This window comes from Marinobacter vulgaris (assembly GCF_003344045.1).
Lineage (GTDB): Bacteria > Pseudomonadota > Gammaproteobacteria > Pseudomonadales > Oleiphilaceae > Marinobacter > Marinobacter vulgaris.
The window spans coordinates 365374-384204 of record NZ_QFWX01000004.1; the positions used below are offsets into that span (position 1 = coordinate 365374).

The 18831-nt window shown below is 60.0% G+C and carries 21 protein-coding genes; 8 read left to right on the forward strand and 13 right to left on the reverse strand.

Features of this window, described 5'->3' with window-relative positions; all coding sequences use genetic code 11:
- The first annotated feature begins 12 nt into the window (after window positions 1-12).
- The 6 genes from DIT71_RS10765 to DIT71_RS10790 are packed head-to-tail and all read left to right on the forward strand — an operon-like array spanning window position 13 to window position 6955.
- The gene (locus DIT71_RS10765; RefSeq protein ID WP_114613204.1) at window positions 13-975 is read left to right on the forward strand and encodes an AAA family ATPase; all 963 of its coding nucleotides are present in this window, start codon (window positions 13-15) and stop codon (window positions 973-975) included.
- Between the two features lie 11 nt (window positions 976-986).
- A complete protein-coding gene (locus tag DIT71_RS10770; protein ID WP_114613205.1) occupies window positions 987-1931 on the forward strand; it encodes a DUF58 domain-containing protein in 945 nt (314 codons plus the stop codon).
- Between the two features lie 18 nt (window positions 1932-1949).
- Window positions 1950-2420, forward strand: coding sequence for a DUF4381 domain-containing protein (locus DIT71_RS10775; RefSeq protein ID WP_114613206.1), 471 nt, complete (start codon window positions 1950-1952; stop codon window positions 2418-2420).
- Window positions 2414-3436: a vWA domain-containing protein gene (locus DIT71_RS10780; protein ID WP_114613207.1), complete on the forward strand. Its 1023-nt coding sequence runs from the start codon at window positions 2414-2416 to the stop codon at window positions 3434-3436. Before DIT71_RS10775 ends, DIT71_RS10780 begins: the two co-directional genes overlap by 7 nt.
- Window positions 3429-5210 carry a vWA domain-containing protein gene (locus tag DIT71_RS10785; RefSeq protein ID WP_114613208.1) on the forward strand — a complete coding sequence of 594 codons (1782 nt, stop codon included), beginning with the start codon at window positions 3429-3431 and terminating at the stop codon, window positions 5208-5210. The genes DIT71_RS10780 and DIT71_RS10785 overlap by 8 nt, the downstream gene beginning before the upstream one ends.
- Window positions 5204-6955: a BatD family protein gene (locus DIT71_RS10790; RefSeq protein ID WP_114613209.1), complete on the forward strand. Its 1752-nt coding sequence runs from the start codon at window positions 5204-5206 to the stop codon at window positions 6953-6955. The genes DIT71_RS10785 and DIT71_RS10790 overlap by 7 nt, the downstream gene beginning before the upstream one ends.
- A gap of 5 nt (window positions 6956-6960) precedes the next feature.
- On the opposite strand, the gene ccmI is transcribed toward DIT71_RS10790, so the two are convergent.
- From ccmI to ccmA, 9 genes are all read right to left on the reverse strand, one after another.
- Window positions 6961-8238, reverse strand: a complete 1278-nt coding sequence (gene ccmI, locus DIT71_RS10795; protein WP_114613210.1) for a c-type cytochrome biogenesis protein CcmI — start codon at window positions 8236-8238, stop codon at window positions 6961-6963.
- Window positions 8239-8310: 72 nt separating this feature from the next.
- The gene (locus DIT71_RS10800) at window positions 8311-8799 is read right to left on the reverse strand and encodes a cytochrome c-type biogenesis protein (protein WP_114613211.1); all 489 of its coding nucleotides are present in this window, start codon (window positions 8797-8799) and stop codon (window positions 8311-8313) included.
- Window positions 8799-9335, reverse strand: coding sequence for a DsbE family thiol:disulfide interchange protein (locus tag DIT71_RS10805; protein ID WP_114613212.1), 537 nt, complete (start codon window positions 9333-9335; stop codon window positions 8799-8801). Before DIT71_RS10805 ends, DIT71_RS10800 begins: the two co-directional genes overlap by 1 nt.
- Window positions 9332-11350, reverse strand: a complete 2019-nt coding sequence (locus tag DIT71_RS10810; RefSeq protein ID WP_114613213.1) for a heme lyase CcmF/NrfE family subunit — start codon at window positions 11348-11350, stop codon at window positions 9332-9334. The genes DIT71_RS10805 and DIT71_RS10810 overlap by 4 nt, the downstream gene beginning before the upstream one ends.
- 39 nt (window positions 11351-11389) lie before the next feature.
- Complete coding sequence (gene ccmE / locus DIT71_RS10815; protein ID WP_114613214.1) at window positions 11390-11866, reverse strand: cytochrome c maturation protein CcmE; 477 nt, start codon at window positions 11864-11866, stop codon at window positions 11390-11392.
- 14 nt (window positions 11867-11880) lie between these two features.
- Window positions 11881-12108 (reverse strand): heme exporter protein CcmD, encoded by a 228-nt coding sequence (ccmD, locus tag DIT71_RS10820; protein ID WP_114613215.1) that lies wholly within the window; start codon window positions 12106-12108, stop codon window positions 11881-11883.
- 4 nt (window positions 12109-12112) lie between these two features.
- Entirely contained in the window at window positions 12113-12856 is a 744-nt protein-coding gene (locus DIT71_RS10825; RefSeq protein ID WP_114613216.1) for a heme ABC transporter permease, read from the reverse strand.
- Window positions 12857-12877: 21 nt separating this feature from the next.
- Window positions 12878-13603: a heme exporter protein CcmB gene (gene ccmB, locus DIT71_RS10830; protein ID WP_199490998.1), complete on the reverse strand. Its 726-nt coding sequence runs from the start codon at window positions 13601-13603 to the stop codon at window positions 12878-12880.
- Window positions 13593-14231, reverse strand: a complete 639-nt coding sequence (gene ccmA / locus DIT71_RS10835; RefSeq protein ID WP_114613217.1) for a cytochrome c biogenesis heme-transporting ATPase CcmA — start codon at window positions 14229-14231, stop codon at window positions 13593-13595. Before ccmA ends, ccmB begins: the two co-directional genes overlap by 11 nt.
- 130 nt (window positions 14232-14361) lie before the next feature.
- Between ccmA and fliK the strand changes: the two genes are divergently transcribed.
- Window positions 14362-15708, forward strand: coding sequence for a flagellar hook-length control protein FliK (fliK, locus tag DIT71_RS10840; RefSeq protein WP_114613337.1), 1347 nt, complete (start codon window positions 14362-14364; stop codon window positions 15706-15708).
- The gene (locus tag DIT71_RS10845) at window positions 15705-16007 is read left to right on the forward strand and encodes an EscU/YscU/HrcU family type III secretion system export apparatus switch protein (RefSeq protein ID WP_114613218.1); all 303 of its coding nucleotides are present in this window, start codon (window positions 15705-15707) and stop codon (window positions 16005-16007) included. Before fliK ends, DIT71_RS10845 begins: the two co-directional genes overlap by 4 nt.
- 9 nt (window positions 16008-16016) lie before the next feature.
- Here DIT71_RS10845 and DIT71_RS10850 read toward each other — a convergent pair whose 3' ends face one another.
- The 4 genes from DIT71_RS10850 to DIT71_RS10865 form a co-directional block, all read right to left on the reverse strand.
- Window positions 16017-16409 (reverse strand): DUF2802 domain-containing protein, encoded by a 393-nt coding sequence (locus DIT71_RS10850; RefSeq protein WP_114613219.1) that lies wholly within the window; start codon window positions 16407-16409, stop codon window positions 16017-16019.
- 67 nt (window positions 16410-16476) lie between these two features.
- On the reverse strand, window positions 16477-16965 hold the full coding sequence (locus tag DIT71_RS10855) for a chemotaxis protein CheW (protein WP_114613220.1): 489 nt from the start codon (window positions 16963-16965) through the stop codon (window positions 16477-16479).
- Window positions 16966-17108: 143 nt separating this feature from the next.
- A complete protein-coding gene (locus tag DIT71_RS10860; RefSeq protein ID WP_114613221.1) occupies window positions 17109-17909 on the reverse strand; it encodes a chemotaxis protein CheW in 801 nt (266 codons plus the stop codon).
- Complete coding sequence (locus tag DIT71_RS10865; protein ID WP_114613222.1) at window positions 17902-18699, reverse strand: ParA family protein; 798 nt, start codon at window positions 18697-18699, stop codon at window positions 17902-17904. The genes DIT71_RS10860 and DIT71_RS10865 overlap by 8 nt, the downstream gene beginning before the upstream one ends.
- Between the last annotated feature and the right edge of the window lie 132 nt (window positions 18700-18831).

The following is an 18831-nucleotide window of genomic DNA, read 5'->3' on the forward strand; positions in this document are numbered from 1 at the left end:
TAGATATTTCCCATGGCATTACAGCATACGTTTGGTGAGCTCAGGTCCCAGTTGGCAAAAAGAATCATCGGCCAGGAAAAACTGGTAGACCGTTTGCTGATCGCCTTGCTCGCCGATGGTCACCTGTTGGTGGAGGGCGCTCCCGGGCTTGCCAAAACAACGGCCATCAAAGCGTTGGCTGATCATCTTGAGGGTGACTTCCACCGCATTCAGTTTACTCCGGATCTGCTCCCCTCGGACGTCACCGGCAGTGAGATCTACCGGGCCGAAACCGGGACCTTCGAATTCCAGCGTGGCCCGATTTTCCACAACCTGGTATTGGCCGATGAGATCAACCGCGCGCCCGCCAAGGTTCAGTCAGCACTGCTGGAAGCCATGGGGGAACGCCAGGTCAGTGTCGGTATGCGCACGTTTCCGCTGGACCGGTTGTTCATGGTCATGGCCACCCAGAATCCCATTGAGCAGGAAGGCACCTACCCGCTTCCCGAAGCCCAGCTGGACCGCTTCCTGATGCATGTGGTCATTGATTACCCTTCCGCTGAAGCAGAGAAAGCCATCCTGCACCTGGCACGAAACGACTACCGGCGCGGGCAGGTCGCGGCGGAAGTGCGGCTGACGGCAGACCAGGTTTTTGAGGCCCGACATGCGGTTTCAGATATTTATATGTCGGAACCTGTAGAGCAGTATCTGCTGGCGCTGGTGCTGGCAACCAGGGATCCCGGCACGCTGGACCCGGAGCTGGCCCGCTGGACCGCCTTTGGCGCCAGTCCCCGTGGCACCATTGCACTGGATCGTTGCAGCCGCGCCATGGCCTGGCTTCAGGGGCGGGACTACGTCAGCCCGGACGACGTCCGCAGCATTGCTTTTGACGTCCTCAGGCACCGGATCCTGTTGACGTTCGAGGCGGAGGCCGAGGGTCTGACGGCTGATGCCATCATCCAGCGACTGATCGACCGCGTTCCGGTAACCGCCTGACCACCGTGACCATGACTGCAACTGAGCCAGCCACACACATTTCCCTTCCAGGGCTGATCCGGCTTCAGGCCGATGCCCGGGCGTTGAAATTGCCAGCCGCGCGCCCGGTCAGGTCCCGCCAGGCCGGACTTCAGCGTTCACCACGTCGCGGGCGCGGTATGGCTTTTGCCGAGGTGCGACAGTATCAGCCGGGCGACGACATACGCAGTATCGACTGGCGGGTTACCGCGCGGCGACAATCGCCCCATACCAAACTTTATGAAGAGGAGCGGGAGCGACCGGTGCTTCTGCTGTGCGATCTTGGCCCTTCCCTGTTTTTTGCCAGCACCGGCGCCTACAAGCAGGTCCGCAGTGCCCAGCTGGTAGGCATCCTGGCGTGGCTGGCGCTCTGGTCAGGAGATCAGGTGGGGGGAATTGTTTTCAATGGCCGGGAATTGACGGTACAGCGACCCGCCCGTCGCAAGAAATCGGTATTGCGACTTCTTGATACGATAGCGCGGCAGCAGAGGGTTGCCCGAGAGGAGCAGGACTTGCCACCGGCCAAGGACACAGTGGCGGATCTGGATACCGCGCTCCAGGAAGCACGCCGGGTCGCCCATACCGGTAGCCGTATTTTCGTGGTCAGTGATTTTCTCAACATTACCCCGGACACATCACGGCTGCTCGGGTCACTGGCACGCCACAATACTGTCAGCGCACTCCGGGTTATTGATCCGTTGGAGTTGAAACTGCCGGACAGCGGTCGCTTCGCCATAGCCGGAGAAGACGGGCCGGTGTGGTTTGACAGCAGCAATCCCCGCTTTCAGCAGGCCTATGCCCAGAGGGTCCGACAGCATACCGCGGCACTGACAGAGTGCTTCCGCACGGCAGGAGTGCAGCCAGCCAGTGTGATGACCGGCGACCAGCCGGCACTCGTTCTTCAGACATTGCTCGGCCCCCGTGGTCACATTGGATAACAGGACCGCTTCGAACCCATGATGGAACAGGATCCACTGAGCCAGCTCAGAGACATACACCTACCGCAACCGGGCGGGTTCTGGCCCCCGGCACCGGGTTGGTGGGTGCTGCTGGTTATTGCCACGGCAGTGGCGGTATGGGTGTTCGCTCTTGTCCGACGAAAACGCCGCAGAAACCGCTGGCTCAGGACGGCAAAGAGGGAGCTGCAGCGGCTAGAAAACAGGGCATCGCAGGACAACGAATGGTTCGCTGCCCTGAACCGGCTGCTGAAGCAATCAGCGCGGATACGCTACCCGGAGCGGACGCCGGAGTCCCTGTCTGGTGAGCCGTGGGTACAATTCCTGCTGGAAACCAGTCCGAAAGACCGGGCGGCTTCCCGTCCGGTGGTCGAGGCCCTGGTCAACAGTGCCTGGCAACCCGCCCCCCGCGGCCGGCCAGAAGATGCCCTCACCTTCGCCCGGGCGTGGCTGCGAGGCCAGAAATGCTGAATCTTGCCTACCCCTGGGTCTTGTTACTGATTCTGCTGCCCCTGCTTTTGCGCCTGCGCAGACGCAGCGCCCAGGCAGTGGAAGCGCCGGTGTTTCCCGTTGGCCACTGGCTGTCCGACTTGCCCGGTGTCAGCCGCACCGGCAGCAGGGTTCCTCGCTGGCAACAGCTGGTGCTGTTGTTGATCTGGATCCTGCTGGTGCTAGCCCTGGCGCGGCCCCAGCATGTCGGAGAGCAGGTACAAATGCCGGTCAGCGGGCGTGACCTGCTGCTGGCAGTAGACATCTCTCCGTCCATGGATGAGCGGGACATGGTAATCCAGGGCCGCAGCATCAACCGCTTGCAGGCGGTCAAGCGGGTACTTGATGACTTTATCCAGCGCCGGGAAGGAGACCGGCTTGCCCTGCTGCTGTTCGGTACCGAGCCCTATATCCAGGCACCCCTGACATTTGATCGTGCAACCGTGCAAACCTTGCTCATAGAGGCCGGCATCGGTATGGCCGGGCGAGCCACTGCCATTGGTGATGCGCTGGGCCTGGCAGTCAAGCGTTTACGGGACCGGCCCCAGGAACAACGGGTCGTCATACTGCTGACGGATGGCGCCAACACCGCGGGCGAAATTGCCCCCGACAAGGCCGCGGAAATTGCCCGAGCGGCAGGCGTGCGCATCTACACCATCGGCATCGGCGCCGAATCCATGGTGGAAAGGGGGCTGCTTGGGTCCCGGCGGGTCAACCCCTCCCGGGATCTGGACGAAGACTTGCTGAAACGGATATCCCAGCAGACTGGCGGCGAGTATTTCCGTGCCCGCAGCCTGGCCGAGCTTGAGCTGATCTATGAAAGCATCAATCAGCTGGAGCCCATCGAACTGGAGGGCAAACACTACCGGCCGGTGACCGAACTTTACCCCTGGCCCGCCGGGCTTGCCGCCCTGACATGGGTCTTGATGCAGGGCCTCAGACTGGCGCGGACGAGACGGCAACCCATAGCCAATGGGCAGGAGGCAGGTCATGGCTGATTTTCACTTCCTCCGCCCACTGTGGCTACTGTTGCTTCTGGCAGCGCTGCTCTTGCCACTGCTTTTACGACGTTTTCACCAGAGTGACAGCGGCTGGAGCAGGATCATTCCCGCCCAATTGCTCCGCCCCCTGATCAGCCAGTCCGGGGCCGACGGCGCTCGTCGCAAATCCCCTGTGGCACCGGCGGTAGCGGCAGTCATCGTGCTGGCAATTGCCCTTGCAGGGCCGTCCTGGCGGCAGGCGCCAACACCTTTGCAACAGCAGAACGACAGCCTGGTGATCGTGTTGGACCTGTCCCTGTCCATGCTGGCGACCGATGTGGAGCCGGACAGGCTGACCGTAGCCAAACGCAAGATCCGCGATATTCTCAGGACCAGGGAAGGTGCCCTGACCGCACTGGTGGTTTATGCCGCCGATGCTCATGTAGTGACACCACTGACCGATGACCGTAACACCATCGAGGGTATGCTGGATGTGCTGGAGCCTGTCATCATGCCCGCTGCAGGAAACCGGGCGGACCTGGGGATTCAGCGGGGCCTTGAATTGCTCGAACAGGGCGCTCCCGGCAGCGGGCGCCTGCTGCTGCTTGCAGACACTGTGGGAGAACGCTATCGCGAACGCATTACGGATCAGCTCGCCGGCAGCCGCTTCGCCCTGAGCACCCTCGCTGTCGGCACAACGGAAGGCGGCCCGATCCCCCTGGCACGCCAGGGCTTCATCAAAGACAACGACGACATCGTCATTGCCCGTGCCGACCCTGATGGCCTGGAAAACCTGGCAAGCAGGAATGGCGGCAAAAGCCATGAGTTGACCATTACCGATGCGGACATAGATGCGCTGGACCTGCGCCCAAGAGATTCAGCGGACTGGCAAGACAGCGATCAGGACCTGACCGTCAACCGCTGGCAGGACGATGGCTACTGGTTGCTCTGGCTGGCAGCGCCTCTGGCGCTTATCGGCTGGCGCCGTGGGGCCATGGTCATCATGCTGTTCACCCTGCTGCCACTGACGCCCCGCCCCGCCATGGCCCTCGACTGGGACAGCCTCTGGTCACGCCAGGATCAGCGGGCGCCGGAGCTGATCGAAAAGGATCCCGGCCGCGCGGCCCAGGTACTGGATGACCCCGCATGGCGCGGCAGCGCCCTCTACCGGGAGGGCAACTACGAGAGTGCTGCCGACGCGTTCTCTCGGGCGCAAACACCAGAGGCGGAATACAACCGCGGCAATGCGCTGGCGCGGGCTGGTGAACTCGAAGAGGCGCTGAAGGCGTATGAAAAGGCGCTGGAAAACAATCCGGATAACGAGGACGCCCGCTTCAACCGTGACCTCGTGAAACAGCTTCTGGAGGAGCAACAACAGAACCAGTCCGGTGATGAAGGCGATGAATCTTCCGGGCAGGACGATGACCAGCAACAGCAGGGCAATCAGCAGAACGACCGGGGTGGCTCGGATAGCCAGAACCCACAGGAGGGCCCGTCGGAACAGCCCAGTGACCAGCAGAATGACCAGCAGCAGAAGGGTGAGCCGGATAACGACAACCGGCAGCAGGAACAATCCCAGGGCCAGGACGAACAGCCCGGTGCCGAGGCCGCTGAAAACGACAGCCAGGAGCCCCGATCACCAGCGGAACTGGATACGTCCCCACTGAGTCAGGGCCAGGAGCAATGGTTAAGGCGCGTGCCGGACAATCCTGGCGGCCTGCTGCGCAGAAAATTCCTGCAACAATACCAGGACAGGGACACACCATCTGACGAGGGCGATACACCATGGTAAGCCGGCTGACCTGTGCGTCTATTCTGATATCGATGCTAATGGCCGTGGCGGGACAGGCCCTGGCAGCAAATGAGCTGGTGGTTGAGCCTGACAGGACCCGCATTCACGAAGGTGAGGTGCTGACCCTGACCGTCACAGGCAAAACGAACATTGAAATCAATCGCCTCAATCCGTTTGATTTTGACATGTCCAGCCTGCCGAAACCGGATATTGAAAAGGTGGAGGACCATTTCGAGATACTGGCCACGAATGAGCAGTATTCCATCCTCAGCCTTAACAGAGACATGGTTGGCGAGATCATATGGACCTATCAACTGGCGCCAAAAACCACCGGAAAACTGACAATTCCTGCGCTCAGGTTCAAAGATGCGAAATCCGAGCCGATTGATATACAAGTGGAAAGCGGTCCACCGACGGCCAATGAACAGGATGGCCCGCGTGACAGTTTTATCGAACTGGCAACAGACAAGGATGAGGTCTACGTGCAGGAACAGCTGGTGCTTACCGTCAAGCTGTTTTTCACTGGCAACCTGATCCGTGGTGAGCTATCCGAGCCCCAGCACCCCCACGCCATCATTGAATCTCTGGGCAAACAGACCGAATACACCCGCTATCGGGACGGGATGCGCTATCGGGTGGTCGAGCGCCGATATGCGCTGTTCCCCCAGAGAGAAGGACAACTCAGCCTGCAGCCCATCCGGTTCGAGGGTCAGGCCCGCAACAACGCAGGCCGGCTGAAATACCTCCGCGACAATGCCAGCCTTTTCGATGTCCCGGTCAAACCGGTACCCGCAGGCTTCAGCGGTGATACCTGGTTGCCAGCACGCAATCTTGAGCTGAGTGAGTCCGGACTGCCGGATAAGCAGGCACTGTCTACCGGCCAGAACCTTACCCGCACCCTGAGGCTGCAGGCTGACGGCTTGCCCGCCGAAGCGCTGCCTCCCTTCCCCGAGGAAGTGCCCGACGGCGTCCGAGTCTATCCGGAGAAGTCAGAACGCACAACAACGCCAGGCAGTGAAGGACTGGCATCACAGCTGACACAGACGGCCGCGCTGGTACCCGTCCAGGCTGGAGAGCTGGTACTGCCGGAAATCCGGATTCCCTGGTGGGATACCGAAAGTGATACCGAGAGGATGGCTGTCCTTCCTGCCCGGACTCTGACAATTGAACCAGGTGCCGGCCAGACCGAGTCAGAGCCTGCCGGCTCACCCGAGGAGCCAGCAGCCGCTGCCTCAGAGGAACGGAAGGCCCCGGAAGATGCAACCGCCGGGAGTACGGGTCCCGGTATCTGGCCACTGGCCGCAATGGCATTCCTGGGAGCCTGGCTGGTAACCCTAGCAGCCTGGTGGTTATCCCGACGCAGGTCTCAGTCCGGGCCAGCGGCCCAAAGCCCCGGAGACTTACGTGAGAAGGCCTTGTTCAGGGAACTGTGTGAAGCGGCACAAATGGGTGACGCGAAGACCACTGACCTGCTTGTGCGCTGGATGGCAGCAAGCCATCCCGAACACATTTTCCGCAGCGTAGTGGATGTGAACCGGTTCCAGCAGGACAAGGAGCTGGCAGCGGAGATCGAGGCGCTGCAACAACGGTTGTTCGGAACGCCGGAACAGACTGCGCCGGTGCCCTGGAACGGAGACCGCCTGGTTACAGCGCTGATCCGGATTCGAGGCGCCGCGGGTTCCTACAACAAGGAAGAAGGATTACCTCCCCTCTACCCTGACGGGCTGAGAACCAGCGGAAGCTGAATCAGCTACTGCACCAGTTGCTTATCGATAACCAGAGTGACGGGGTCGGCTTCACCATCGCTTACCGGTACCGGTTCGTCCAACTGGCCCTGCCAGTCGCCGGCCTGGGGCCGGGCTGTGCCCGCCCTTGAAAGTCTGGCCTGCACGCGAACCTCGTCGGCATCCGACAGCTTGTTGTCAGGTGACATATTGAAACGGTCATCAAGCCGCACATCGGCCGGCAGCTGGCCCGCTGTCAGACGAGCCACCGCCAGTGGGGGACCACCCTGCCCCTCGGTGCTGCGGGCCAATACAAAAAGCGTGGTATCCTCCGGTACCTCGCCACGGAAGGCCTCGGCAATCTCAACGCGTACGGTAACTCCCGGGCCGGACGCAACCTCTGCCTGCTCCGCGGGCGCTTCGCGACCCAAACGCTGATAGGCCTGCTCGATACCCTGACGAATGGAGCCGATTTGCGGGTGGTCCGGCGCCACCTCAACAATCCGCTCCCAATACTGGAGAGCCTCTTCGTAGTTTTCCTGGCCGAACGCATAAATACCCAGCAAACCCAAAGCATTGACTTCGTCGGGATTCAACGCCCTGGCTTTTTCAATGGTTTCGGTCACCTGAGGCGTCAGCTCTCCCTGACTCAGGAAAAACTGCGCTTGCGCCGACAACCCCCAGGCTACCGCCTTTCCGCTATCATCACCCTCAATACTGCCGGCAAGCCGTTCAAAGGCCCAGGCCGCATCGCTGAACTGTTCCAGGCGCATATACGTCCTGCCCAGCATCGCCCAACCTTCCGTATTGTCCGGACTCTCCTCCAGACGCTCCCGCAACTGGGCCGTGAGCGCCTGCATCTGGCCAAGACGGTCGCCATCCGCAGCCATCATTTCCTCCATGGCACGGAACTGCTCGACATCGTCCAGCGCGCCCCACTGCTGATAGAGAAAAACGGCAGCGGCAGGGATTATCACCAGGCTGGCGACCACCACAGCAACAGAACTTTTGCCATTGCTGACTTGCGCAGGAGACTCAAGTACCCCCCGCTCCGCATCCGGGACATCGTCCAACATGCTGCCAGCCAGCTCTTCCCGAAGCTGCCGATAGCTGTCCTCATCCATGGCCCCCGACTCGAACTCCCGATCCAGCTCTTCCATCCGGCTTCGATAGGCCAGCAGGTTCTGGTTACGCAGGTCGAGTTCGGCGCGGCGGCCCGAACGGTGAAAAAACAGGGGTGCGATGATAAAAGCAAGCGCAAGTACAATCATTACGGCCGCAGTGAGCCAGAAAGTCTGTGTCATGGAGCTGTCATGGTCCGGTTAAAACAAAATGAGTGGGTACGTTACTGTGCTGACCAACTGCGGTCCCGTTAATCAGGACGCGCGATCGGAATCATCCCCAGCGAGAATCCTTGATGCCCGGGCACGCTCTTCATTGCTCAGGGTCGGTTCGCTATCGCCGTAACGACGGGCTCGAATGACGATGGTGGCGACTACCAGTAGGCCAATCACCACAGCAATCACCGGGGTGGCCCACAGCAGGATGGTGCGACGGTCGACCTCGGGCTTGTAGCGCACGAACTCCCCGAAGCGACCTACCAAAGCGCCGACAATTTCCTCGTTGCTGGCTCCTTCGGACATCATAAGGTAAACCTCGGCCCGCATATCCTTGGAAATAGGGGCGTTGGAGTCCGCAATGTTCTGGTTCTGGCACTTGGGACAGCGCAGCTCCGATGTCAGGTTCTGAAATCGCTCTTCCTGTTCCCGGGTATCAAAGCTGTAGACATCTTCAGGTTCAGGCTCGGCCATCAATGAAGGCCCGTAGGACATCAGCAACAACGCGATCAGCACAGGACGAAACATCAGATCTTCTCCTTGTACCGGTTGACCAACGGCTCTATATCCTGCTCCCAGACCTTTTCATTGACGACACCGACATGGCGGTGGCGCACGATACCCTCACCATCAATCACGTAGGTTTCCGGCGCACCGTAAACGCCCAGATCGAAGCCGAGCCGGCCACGGGGGTCATAGATGGACACCTGATAAGGGTCCCCCAGCCTGTCCAGCCAGACCAGAGCATCATCACGGTTGTCTTTGTAGTTCAGGCCAACGATGCGAATACCCTTATCTTCGGCCAGCCACACCAGGTCGTCGTGCTCGTCGCGGCAGGCCGGGCACCAGGTGCCCCAGACATTCAGCAGCGACACCTGGCCCTTGAACACATCAGGGGTGAGTTCACGGCCTTCGTCATGAAGATCCGACAACAGGAATTCCGGCACCGGCTTGCCGATCAGTGCCGATTCCAGCTTATTCGGGTCCTTGCCGATACCTGCAAACAGGAACACACCGAGCACGACGGCGATAACAACCGGAATAAACAGAAATACCCGTTTCATGACACCGCTCCGGCCGGATCCGGACGGCTGCTGTTATCATCCTCAGGCCGGGGTGCCGATGTCGGCCGGGCGTCGGTTTCCTTGACGCGAATCCGGTAACGGCGATCCGCAATTGCCAGGAAGCCGCCGGCAGCCATGAACAGGGAACCGAGCCACAACCAGCGCACTAAGGGCTTGTACTGCAGGCGGATGGCCCAGGCATCGTCGGACACCCGCTCGCCGATGGCCACAAATATATCCCGGAACAGGCCGGCGTCGATCCCGGCTTCCGTCATGGTATTACGCTGCACCATGTACTGGCGTTTTTCCGGGAAAAGCGTCGCCACCAAGGAACCACTGCCATCGGATACCTCAAAGCGGCCGTACTCGGCGGTAAAGTTCTTGCCGCGGCGGTTGCCGATTTCCACAAATCTTACCTGATAATCGCCTGCAGAGGCGGTATCACCCGGTGACATCCGCACATCACGCTCGATTCCATAATTGGAGGCTACAGTGGCGCCCGCCATGACAATCGCCAGGCCGAGGTGCCCCAGCACCATGCCATAGTAACTCCTGGTCTGGCGCTTTAACCCGTGTAGGCGGCCTTTCCTGGAACCGGACTTGTCCCAAAGATCCCAGAATGTGGCAACAGTGACCCATACTGACGCGAAGATACCGGCGAAGGCCCAGGGCTTGAAGCTGCCATAACCGGCGATAACGGCAGCGGTTACCACGGTACTGACTGCCAGCGGCCAGAGCAGTTTGCGCCCCAGCCAACCGCCGTCGGTTTTCTTCCAGCGGGAAAATATACCGGCACCAAGCAGCAGGCCCGCTGCTATACCCAGGGGGCTGAACGTCAGATTGAAGAAGGGCTCACCGATCGACAACCGGCCCATATCCAGATAATCCAGTACCAGCGGATATAGGGTACCTACCAACACCAGCAGGGTGGCCGCCACCAGCAGAACGTTGTTGAGCAGCAGGAATACTTCTCGTGACAGGCTGCCGTAACGGGAACGCACATGTACCACCGGGGCCCGGAACGCGTACAGCGTCAGGCTGGAAAGGATGGTGATCGCCAGAAGCACCAGCAGGAAGGTGCCACGATCGGGATCAGAGGCAAAGGCATGCACCGACGTCAGTACGCCGGACCGCACCAGGAAGGTGCCCAGCAGGCTCAGTGCAAAGGTTACAATAGCCAGCAGCACCGTCCAGCTCTTGAAAACCCCTCGTTTCTCGGTGACGGCCAGGCTGTGAATCAACGCCGTTCCCGACAACCAGGGCAGCAAGGAGGCGTTTTCCACCGGGTCCCAGAACCACCAGCCACCCCAGCCAAGTTCGTAATAGGCCCACCAGCTGCCAAGGGCGATGCCCAGCGTCAGAAAAGACCAGGCTACGGTGGTCCAGGGACGTGACCAGCGCGCCCAGGCAGCGTCAAGCTTGCCATTGATCAATGCAGCGATGGCAAACGCGAAAGCCACGGAGAAGCCCACGTAACCCATATAAAGCATGGGCGGGTGCACGATCAGACCGAAATCCTGCAACAACGGGTTCAGGTCCGCCCCGTCAGCGGGGACATTTGGGAGTGTGCGATCGAAGGGGTTTGAGGTGATGATGGTAAACAGCAGGAAACCTACCGTAACCATCCCAAGAACCGCCAATACCTGGGACACCATCACTGCAGGCAGGCGGCGACTGAATACGGCGACCGCGAGGGCCCAGCCAACCAGCATCAACACCCACAGCAGCAGGGACCCCTCATGGCCGCCCCAGACGGCACTGAACTTGTAGTACCAGGGCAGCATGCTGTTGCTGTTATTGGCCACATAGGCCACGGAAAAATCGTCGGTGATGAAGGCATGGGTCAGAAGGCCAAACGCCAGCGCCACAAACACGAACAGCCCGGCGGACAGCGGCCTGGCAAAGGCCTGCAATTGATCACGGCCGGTTACCGAGCCCACCAGAGGGACTACGGAAAGCAGCACTGCCAACAACAGCGCGAGTATCAGTGCAATCTGTCCGAGTTCCGGATACATCAGGATTCTCCTGCTATTTCAACAAGGTGGCCAGCGGGTTCAATAGCTGACGGCAGATTCACTTTCCGCGTCGGACATGGCAGCGCGTTTACCGGCCGCTTTCTCCAGCGCTTCATTCACTTCTGGCGACATGTAATTCTCATCGTGTTTTGCCAGCACCTGATCCGCTACGAAGCGACCATTGCCATCAAGGCGCCCCATGGCAACAACCCCCTGCCCCTCGGCAAACAGGTCCGGGAGAATGCCGGTGTATTCCATCAACACCGAAGAGGTAAAGTCCGTTACCTTGAATTCCACCCTCAGGCTTTCCGGATCCCTTAACACCGAACCCTCTTCCACCATGCCACCGGCTCTTATGCGTACATCCACCGGCGCCTCGCCCTCAGCGATCTGGCTGGGATCATAAAACAGGTTGATGTTCTGGCGCAGCGCGTAGGTGGTCAGACCCACCGCCACCGATACACCGGCAAGCAGGAAAAGCACAATGGTGAGCCGTTTTTTGCGAATTGGATGCATGGTTGATCGTCCAGTCAGTCTTGAGAAGGTTCAATTCGGGTAAAATTGGCGCCCGCTGGGCTATTGTCCGGCATTGCCCTGCTGCCTGTCCGGCGGCGCTGTTGCTCGATAACGAAACGGCGCTGGCGCAGCGACCATAATGAAATGGCACCCATCAACAGAAAAAATACGAAATAACAGGTCCACACGTAAGGCCCGTGCCCTTCCATGGCGATAAACGCGCCCAGCGAATCAAATGCCATCGAATCAGTTCCCCCGCGCCTGAACCAGTTCTTTTACCCAACGGGTGCGGCCTTCCCGCACCAGTATCTCGGTCTGCATACGTAGGCAGGCCAGCCAGCCGAAAATCAGGTAGAGCCCGAGCACCGAGAGCAACAACGGCACCCACATTTCCGCCGGCATGCTGGGCTTTTCTGTCAGCTTGAAAGTGGCTGGCTGATGAAGGGTATTCCACCATTCCACCGAGTATTTGATGATAGGTATATTTACTACGCCCACCAGCACCAGCACGGCGACTGCTCGCGCCGACGATTTTTCATCGGAGATGGCTGCGCCCAGGGCCATGACACCGAAATACAGAAACAACAGGATCAGCATCGAGGTAAGCCGGGCATCCCATATCCACCAGGTGCCCCAGGTGGGCTTACCCCAGACTGCGCCGGTAAACAGGGCAAGGAAAGTCAGAATCGCTCCTACCGGGGCCACCGCCCTGACAAAGACATCCGCCAGTTTCATTCGCCACACCAGTGTTACCAGACCTGCGACCGCCATCATGATATACACGGACTGGGCCAGAAAGGCGGCTGGCACATGGATGAAAATAATACGGTAGCTGTTACCCTGCAGATAATCCTTGGGCGCGAAACCCAGCCCCCAGACAATACCCGCCACCAGCATCGCGGCGCCAACCCAAAGCAGCCAGGGCATCAGTTTTGACGCGATACCGAAAAACCACTTCGGTGAGCCCAGCTTGTGAAAAATTTGCCACATCAGGTTGCAACCTTTTTTCTTCTAACTGTTGGACAGACTGATTCGTAAAGCGGCTGCCGATGCAAAGGGAGCCAATGTCAGGGCCAGCACCAGAAATGCCCCCATGAGTGCCAGCTGGGCTTCCACAGGCGCGCCTTCTGCGGCGGCCGTCACGGTCCCGGTGCCGAAAATCAGCACTGGAATGTACAGCGGAATGATCAGCAGTGACAAGAGCACGCCTGCCGATCGCAGACCAAGGGTCAACGCTGCCCCGATGGAGCCAATCAGGCTGAGCACGGGCGTTCCGATCAGCAGCGTTAGACACAAAACCACAACAGAGTTCCCCTCCATGTGTACCATGATGCCAAGAACCGGCGTCAGCAGCACCAGTGGCAGCCCGGTCAGTACCCAGTGCGCCAGGGATTTGGCCAGCACCAGCAGAAACAGCGGCTGAGGCTGAAGCACCAGTTGCTCCAGCGTGCCATCGTCAAAATCATGCCGGTAAAGGTGATCCAGCGACAGGAGCACCGACAGTAATGCCGCCACCCACAGGATACCGCTACCGGCCTGCTGCAGGAATGACACTTCCGGGCTAACTCCCAGGGGAAAAAGAGTTACTACCATTACGAAAAACAGCAGTGGGTTGAGCAGATCCTGGGGCTGACGGAATGCGGTTTTCAGGTCCCTGACAAAGACCGCCTTCATGGCGGTGACCGTACCGACGGATAAATCAGGGGAGCGCAAGCCAATCACAGGCTCAGTAGCCATGGCCGTCGCCTCCGCCCAGGGTGACTCTTTGCATGGATGGCAGGCGTAGATCATGGTGGGTGGTGACCACGATAGCACCGCCATTTTCCACCCGCTCGACCAATAACCGTTCCAGGGCTCCCACCCCCTGGATATCGATCGCGGTGAAGACTTCATCCAGTATCCACAGAGGCTCATCCGCTATCAGCAGCCTTGCCAGTGCTACCCGCCGCTGCTGGCCGGCGGAAAGATTACGACAGGGAACCGTCTGGAAGCCACCAAGCCCGGTGCCTTCCAGAGCCTGCCAGAGAATCTTGTCCGGCACCGGGCGACGACCGTCCATCAGGGCACGCAGGTTTTCCATGGGCGTAAGCAGGGGTTTGATGCCGGGACGGTGGCCGAGGTAGAGCATATTGCGGAGAAATTCTTCCCGGAATCCGTGACGGTTCTTGCCCCGCCAGAGCAGATCACCACTGTAGCTGTCGTTGAGTCCGGCCAATATCCGCAACAAAGTGGTCTTGCCGGAACCGTTAGGACCCTCGACACGGATCAGAGTACCGGGCAGTATGGAAAACGAGAGCCCCCGGAACAGAACCCGGTCATCACGCTCACATTCAAGATTCACAGCCTGTAGTAACGGCTCAGACATCGGGGCCCCAGGGCTATATAAATTACTGACCCGGCGGGTTCAGACGTTCGGGAAGGCAAACCTTGCCGGCCGGGCGTATTATAACGAAAGCGTCCCGGGAATACTCTTGTCTGACATCAAATCAGTGGCAATGAAATTACCAAACGGTAACCCCGCACCTCCGCCCAAAACAGACACACCACTGCCCTCCCCTTCCAGGCCGGCAGGCGAGCGGGCGTCGGCAACGCCGGATGCCGCTTCCGCGCGGATTCAGCTTGACCAGCTCAAGCTTGCCAACAGGGAGGCCACGCTGGCACGGGTGGCGGACGTGATCAACCGTCAGTCGTCCGCCGGTGCACAGCTGTTGCTGGATATCCGCGGCCAATCCCTGAGCGTTCAGGCGGCCATCGGAGAGACCTCCCTGGAGACCGGAGACTGGGTCAAGGTCATGCGGGCGGGCAACGAGCTGCAGCTGATGGGCAAGCTGGCTCAGGCGCCGGAGGCCGGCATTGCACGCGCCCTGGCCCAGCGGCTGCCATGGCAACAGTCTCTTGACGCCGGCCTTGCCAGGGTACTTTCGACACTGACAGCCGGTGCAAGACCCGAGAGCGGACCCACTGGGGCACCACCCGGTGCTCCCTCGCAGCCACTGCCGGCACCCGTCAGGCAGGCGATTGAGCAGCTGGCAGCGCGGCTGCCCTCCAGTCAATCACTGACACCGGGGGCAGGAACCCAGCCCGGCATGGCCAGTCAGTTGAAGCAGTGGGTCGAGGAAAGCGGGCTGTTTGCAGAGTCAAGACTGGCACGAGCTCCCGATGCCGCCCTGCCCGACCTGAAGTTGGCCATCGGCCGCATCATTACCAGCCTGCTGGCACAACAGGGAAGCCGACCCGAGGCCTTCAACCGTTTTACACCATTACCAAGCCAGGAACTGGTACAGGCGCCACTGCAGTTCCCCAACACGCTTCCCCCGCCTACCACGCAGGCGGCGGCTGAGCCCACGGTCGGACAGATGCTCAGGCTGCTGGCTGGTATGCTCAACCGCATTACCGTCAACCAGCTGCACAGCCAGATACTGTCTGCCCGAACCACTGCGGAAGCACCAACACCGGTATCAACAATGCTGCTGGAACTGCCCTGGCTGAATCCCGCCAACGAACCCCGCATTGCACAACTGCGGATTGAGCAGGATCAGGCAGACAGTGACCGTCAACGGTCCGGCAAGCCCACCGCTACCGAATGGCGGTTGTCCCTGGCCATGGACCTTGACGAGGCAGGCCCGCTGCACTTTGATGTTGCCCTGCGCCAGAACCAGTTATCGGCCCAGGTGTGGGCGGAAAAACAGTCAACACTGCGACAGGTGCGAGAGGATTTGCCACAACTGCGCAAGGGCCTGTCGGACATTGGTCTCGAAGTCGTGGATCTGGAGTGCAGGCGGGGAACGCCCCGGGGTGCCAGCACCCGTCTTGAACACCGGCTTGTGGATACCAGGGTATGAGCAGCAACAACCGCAAAACCGGGTCGCCGGCAGCAGTGGCGCTGAAGTACGATGGCGAACGGGCCCCGGTGATCACCGCCAGCGGCACTCACGAGCTGGCTGAAGAAATCGTTCGCATTGCCCGCGAGCACAACGTGCCGCTGTATGAAAATCCGGAACTGGCCAGCATACTGGCGCGTCTGGAACTGAACGAGGAGATTCCGGAAACACTGTACCGGGTTGTCGCTGAAATTCTGGCCTTTGCCTTCAGCCTGCAGGGGCGCACGCCGGACGATGCCCGGAAGCCCCCTGATGACTGATTCGCAGCTTCAGGCAGCCTGACGTTTGCGCAGCGCAGACACCAGTTCTGCCTCAGGGCGGGAAATTCCGCAGGTATTCATCAGATCATCGATATCGGCTCCGAGATCAACCAGCCTTGAGGCTTCATCGTAGGAGATCCTCAGCGGATCATTCTGGCGCATTTCATCCACCATACCCCGCAACTCATGAAGCTGGCGCTCACAGGTCACGACCCGCTGGCCCACCCCCATGCTGCCGCTGGCGGTTGCATGCAGCTCCCGGCCCAGAATTTCGCAGCGCTCTTTGAGTTGCGCTCGGAGCCTGCGGTTGTCACGACGCAACAAAAGCCCCTGAACAAACAACAGCACCAGTGCAGCGGCGGTCAGAAGCCAGGGGGCCAGGGAAGAAATATTTGCAAACATGACGGACGTCCTCGGTTAATGGTGCCACGGGACGTCCATCCTGCCTGCAAACCGGCGGCGGCCGGAGTTACAGTGCGGAGACTTCAGCCCACTCGTGGTCTGACAGCATCTTGTCGAACTCGACCAGTATGATCAGTTCGCCGTTCTTGTTACATACACCCTCGATGAACTTGGCACTCTCCTCGTTCCCCACATTGGGCGCCGTTTCGATTTCACTGGCTTTCAGGTAGACCACCTCGGCCACGGAATCCACCAGCACACCCATCACCTGGTTGGACGACTCCATCACCACGATACGCGTTGCGTCAGTGACCTCTGCATCCGTCAGCCCGAAGCGACGGCGGGTATCGATAACGGTAACCACGTTGCCCCGCAGATTGATGATGCCCAGGACGTAATCCGGAGCACCCGGAACCGGCGCGATTTCGGTGTAACGCAACACTTCCTGGATCTGCATGACGTCAATGCCATAGGTTTCGTCATCCAGACGGAAGGTAACGTACTGCAATACCTGATCGTCCTGGGCCTGATTTTGCTGTCCACTCGGGGATGCCATAGCCTTATGTCTCCTGTGGGCCGCCCCTGTGGGCAACCTGATCGTCAAAAATTCATCGTCAGCGCCCAATACTATAATCAAGGGCACAAACCGTGCCAGCACGGCTCGGTTTCATTCGGTAACCAATGTTATGGAAAAGCCACCTAGCTCAGATCCAGGTGCTGTTCACGCTCGGCCCGCACCAGCAAATCCGCCATGGTTTTCACATCAACCAGCGCGCACATGTGGTCAATCACCGTGCCCGCCAGCCAGGGCCGCTTACTTCGGGCCGTTCGCCAACGCACCTGGTCCGGTTTCAGAGTAAAGGACTGGGCCACGTCATCGCAGGCCAGACCCCAATCACTGCTGTCCAGCCGGATCACGAACCGGTAGTTCTCCCTGGCATTGGCGGGCGCCCGGCCTGCCATTATCCATTCAGCGGTATCCACCACGCGCAGGTTGTGGTCCCGGTCCGGCCGCATGCCCATATACCAGCGTGGACTGCCGGGAATCGGCTTTACCGGCTCGTCAATACGGTGAATCGCGCCCAGCAGGATCAGTGGCACTGCCAACTGCAGGCCCGCCACCGTAAAAATAAGGCACTCGAAGGGCTTGTCCGACCATTCTGGCCTGCCCGGTGGTTCCGATGCCGGTGGCGACGGAATGTCGGCAGCCTTGCCGGTCTCAGCCGCCGGAAGCGAAACGTCAGGCGTCTTTTCCACGAGCGGTGCAACGGGCTTGCGGGTTTCCGCTTCCGCTTCCGCGCCTGGCCTGGCTTCGGTGACCGCCCTGACCACCGCAAGCGCTGGTCGGGGCGCCACACGGGCGCGCTCGCGAGCAACCGGTTTGGGTGGCTCAGGCTCCTCCCGCCTGGCGGTGTCCGTTGCCGTATGCAGCAACTCATCCAGGTAGCTGGCAATGGCCGACGCCGGGTCCGCCACCTGCGTCAATTTCTTGTCAGGCATGCCGGCGCTCCGTCACAGAGCCCGTCATTTCCTGAAGATCCTTCAATAGATGGCTATACGCCCTGACGCCATGGGTTTGCGCATCCAGTGACGACGGCGTGACACCAGCCTGGCTGGCATCACGAAACTTGGTATCCACCGGAACAGCAAAACGCCAGAGGCAATCCGTATGGGTTTTACGCAGCTGGTTAAGACTTTTTACCGAGGCCTGGGTACGCCGGTCAAACAGGGTCGGCACAATGGTGTAGGAAAGCCGATTCTTCTGGGAACGCATGATCATGGTGAGCGTGTGCAGCATTCGCTCCAGACCCTTGATGGCCAGAAACTCGGTCTGCACCGGAATGATCAGGTGCTGGGCGGCGGCGAGCGCGTTCACCATCAGTACACCCAGAGACGGCGTGTTATCCAGCAGAACATAGTCGAAATCGTCCCATAACTGGGCCAGCGAACGGGAGATGATCAACCCCATTCCTTCAGCACCGACCATTCGCCGCTCCAGGGTGGCCAGCGCGGTGCTCGCCGGTAGCAGGGACAACCCCGGGCATCCGGTTTCGGTAATCAGCTGGGCAGGCAGGCCGTCGGGCACCTTGCCCTGATGCTGGAACAGGTCGAATACGCTGTGGGCGATGGTATCCGGGTCATACCCGAACCAGCTTGTCAGCGAGCCATGGGGGTCCAGATCCACCACCAGCACGCGTTTACCGCTTTCTGCCAGCAGACCGCCCAACGCCACCACCGATGTGGTTTTCCCCACACCGCCTTTCTGATTGGCTACTGCCCAGATTCGCACGCTGCATTCTCCAGAAATATCAGCCCCGGAAACGCCGGAAACTATAGGGAGTTATCGGCCATCATCCGCTTAACTTGAAGACAATTCGGCAACGGATTGCCGCCATTAAAGATGTACCGGAGTTGATACAGA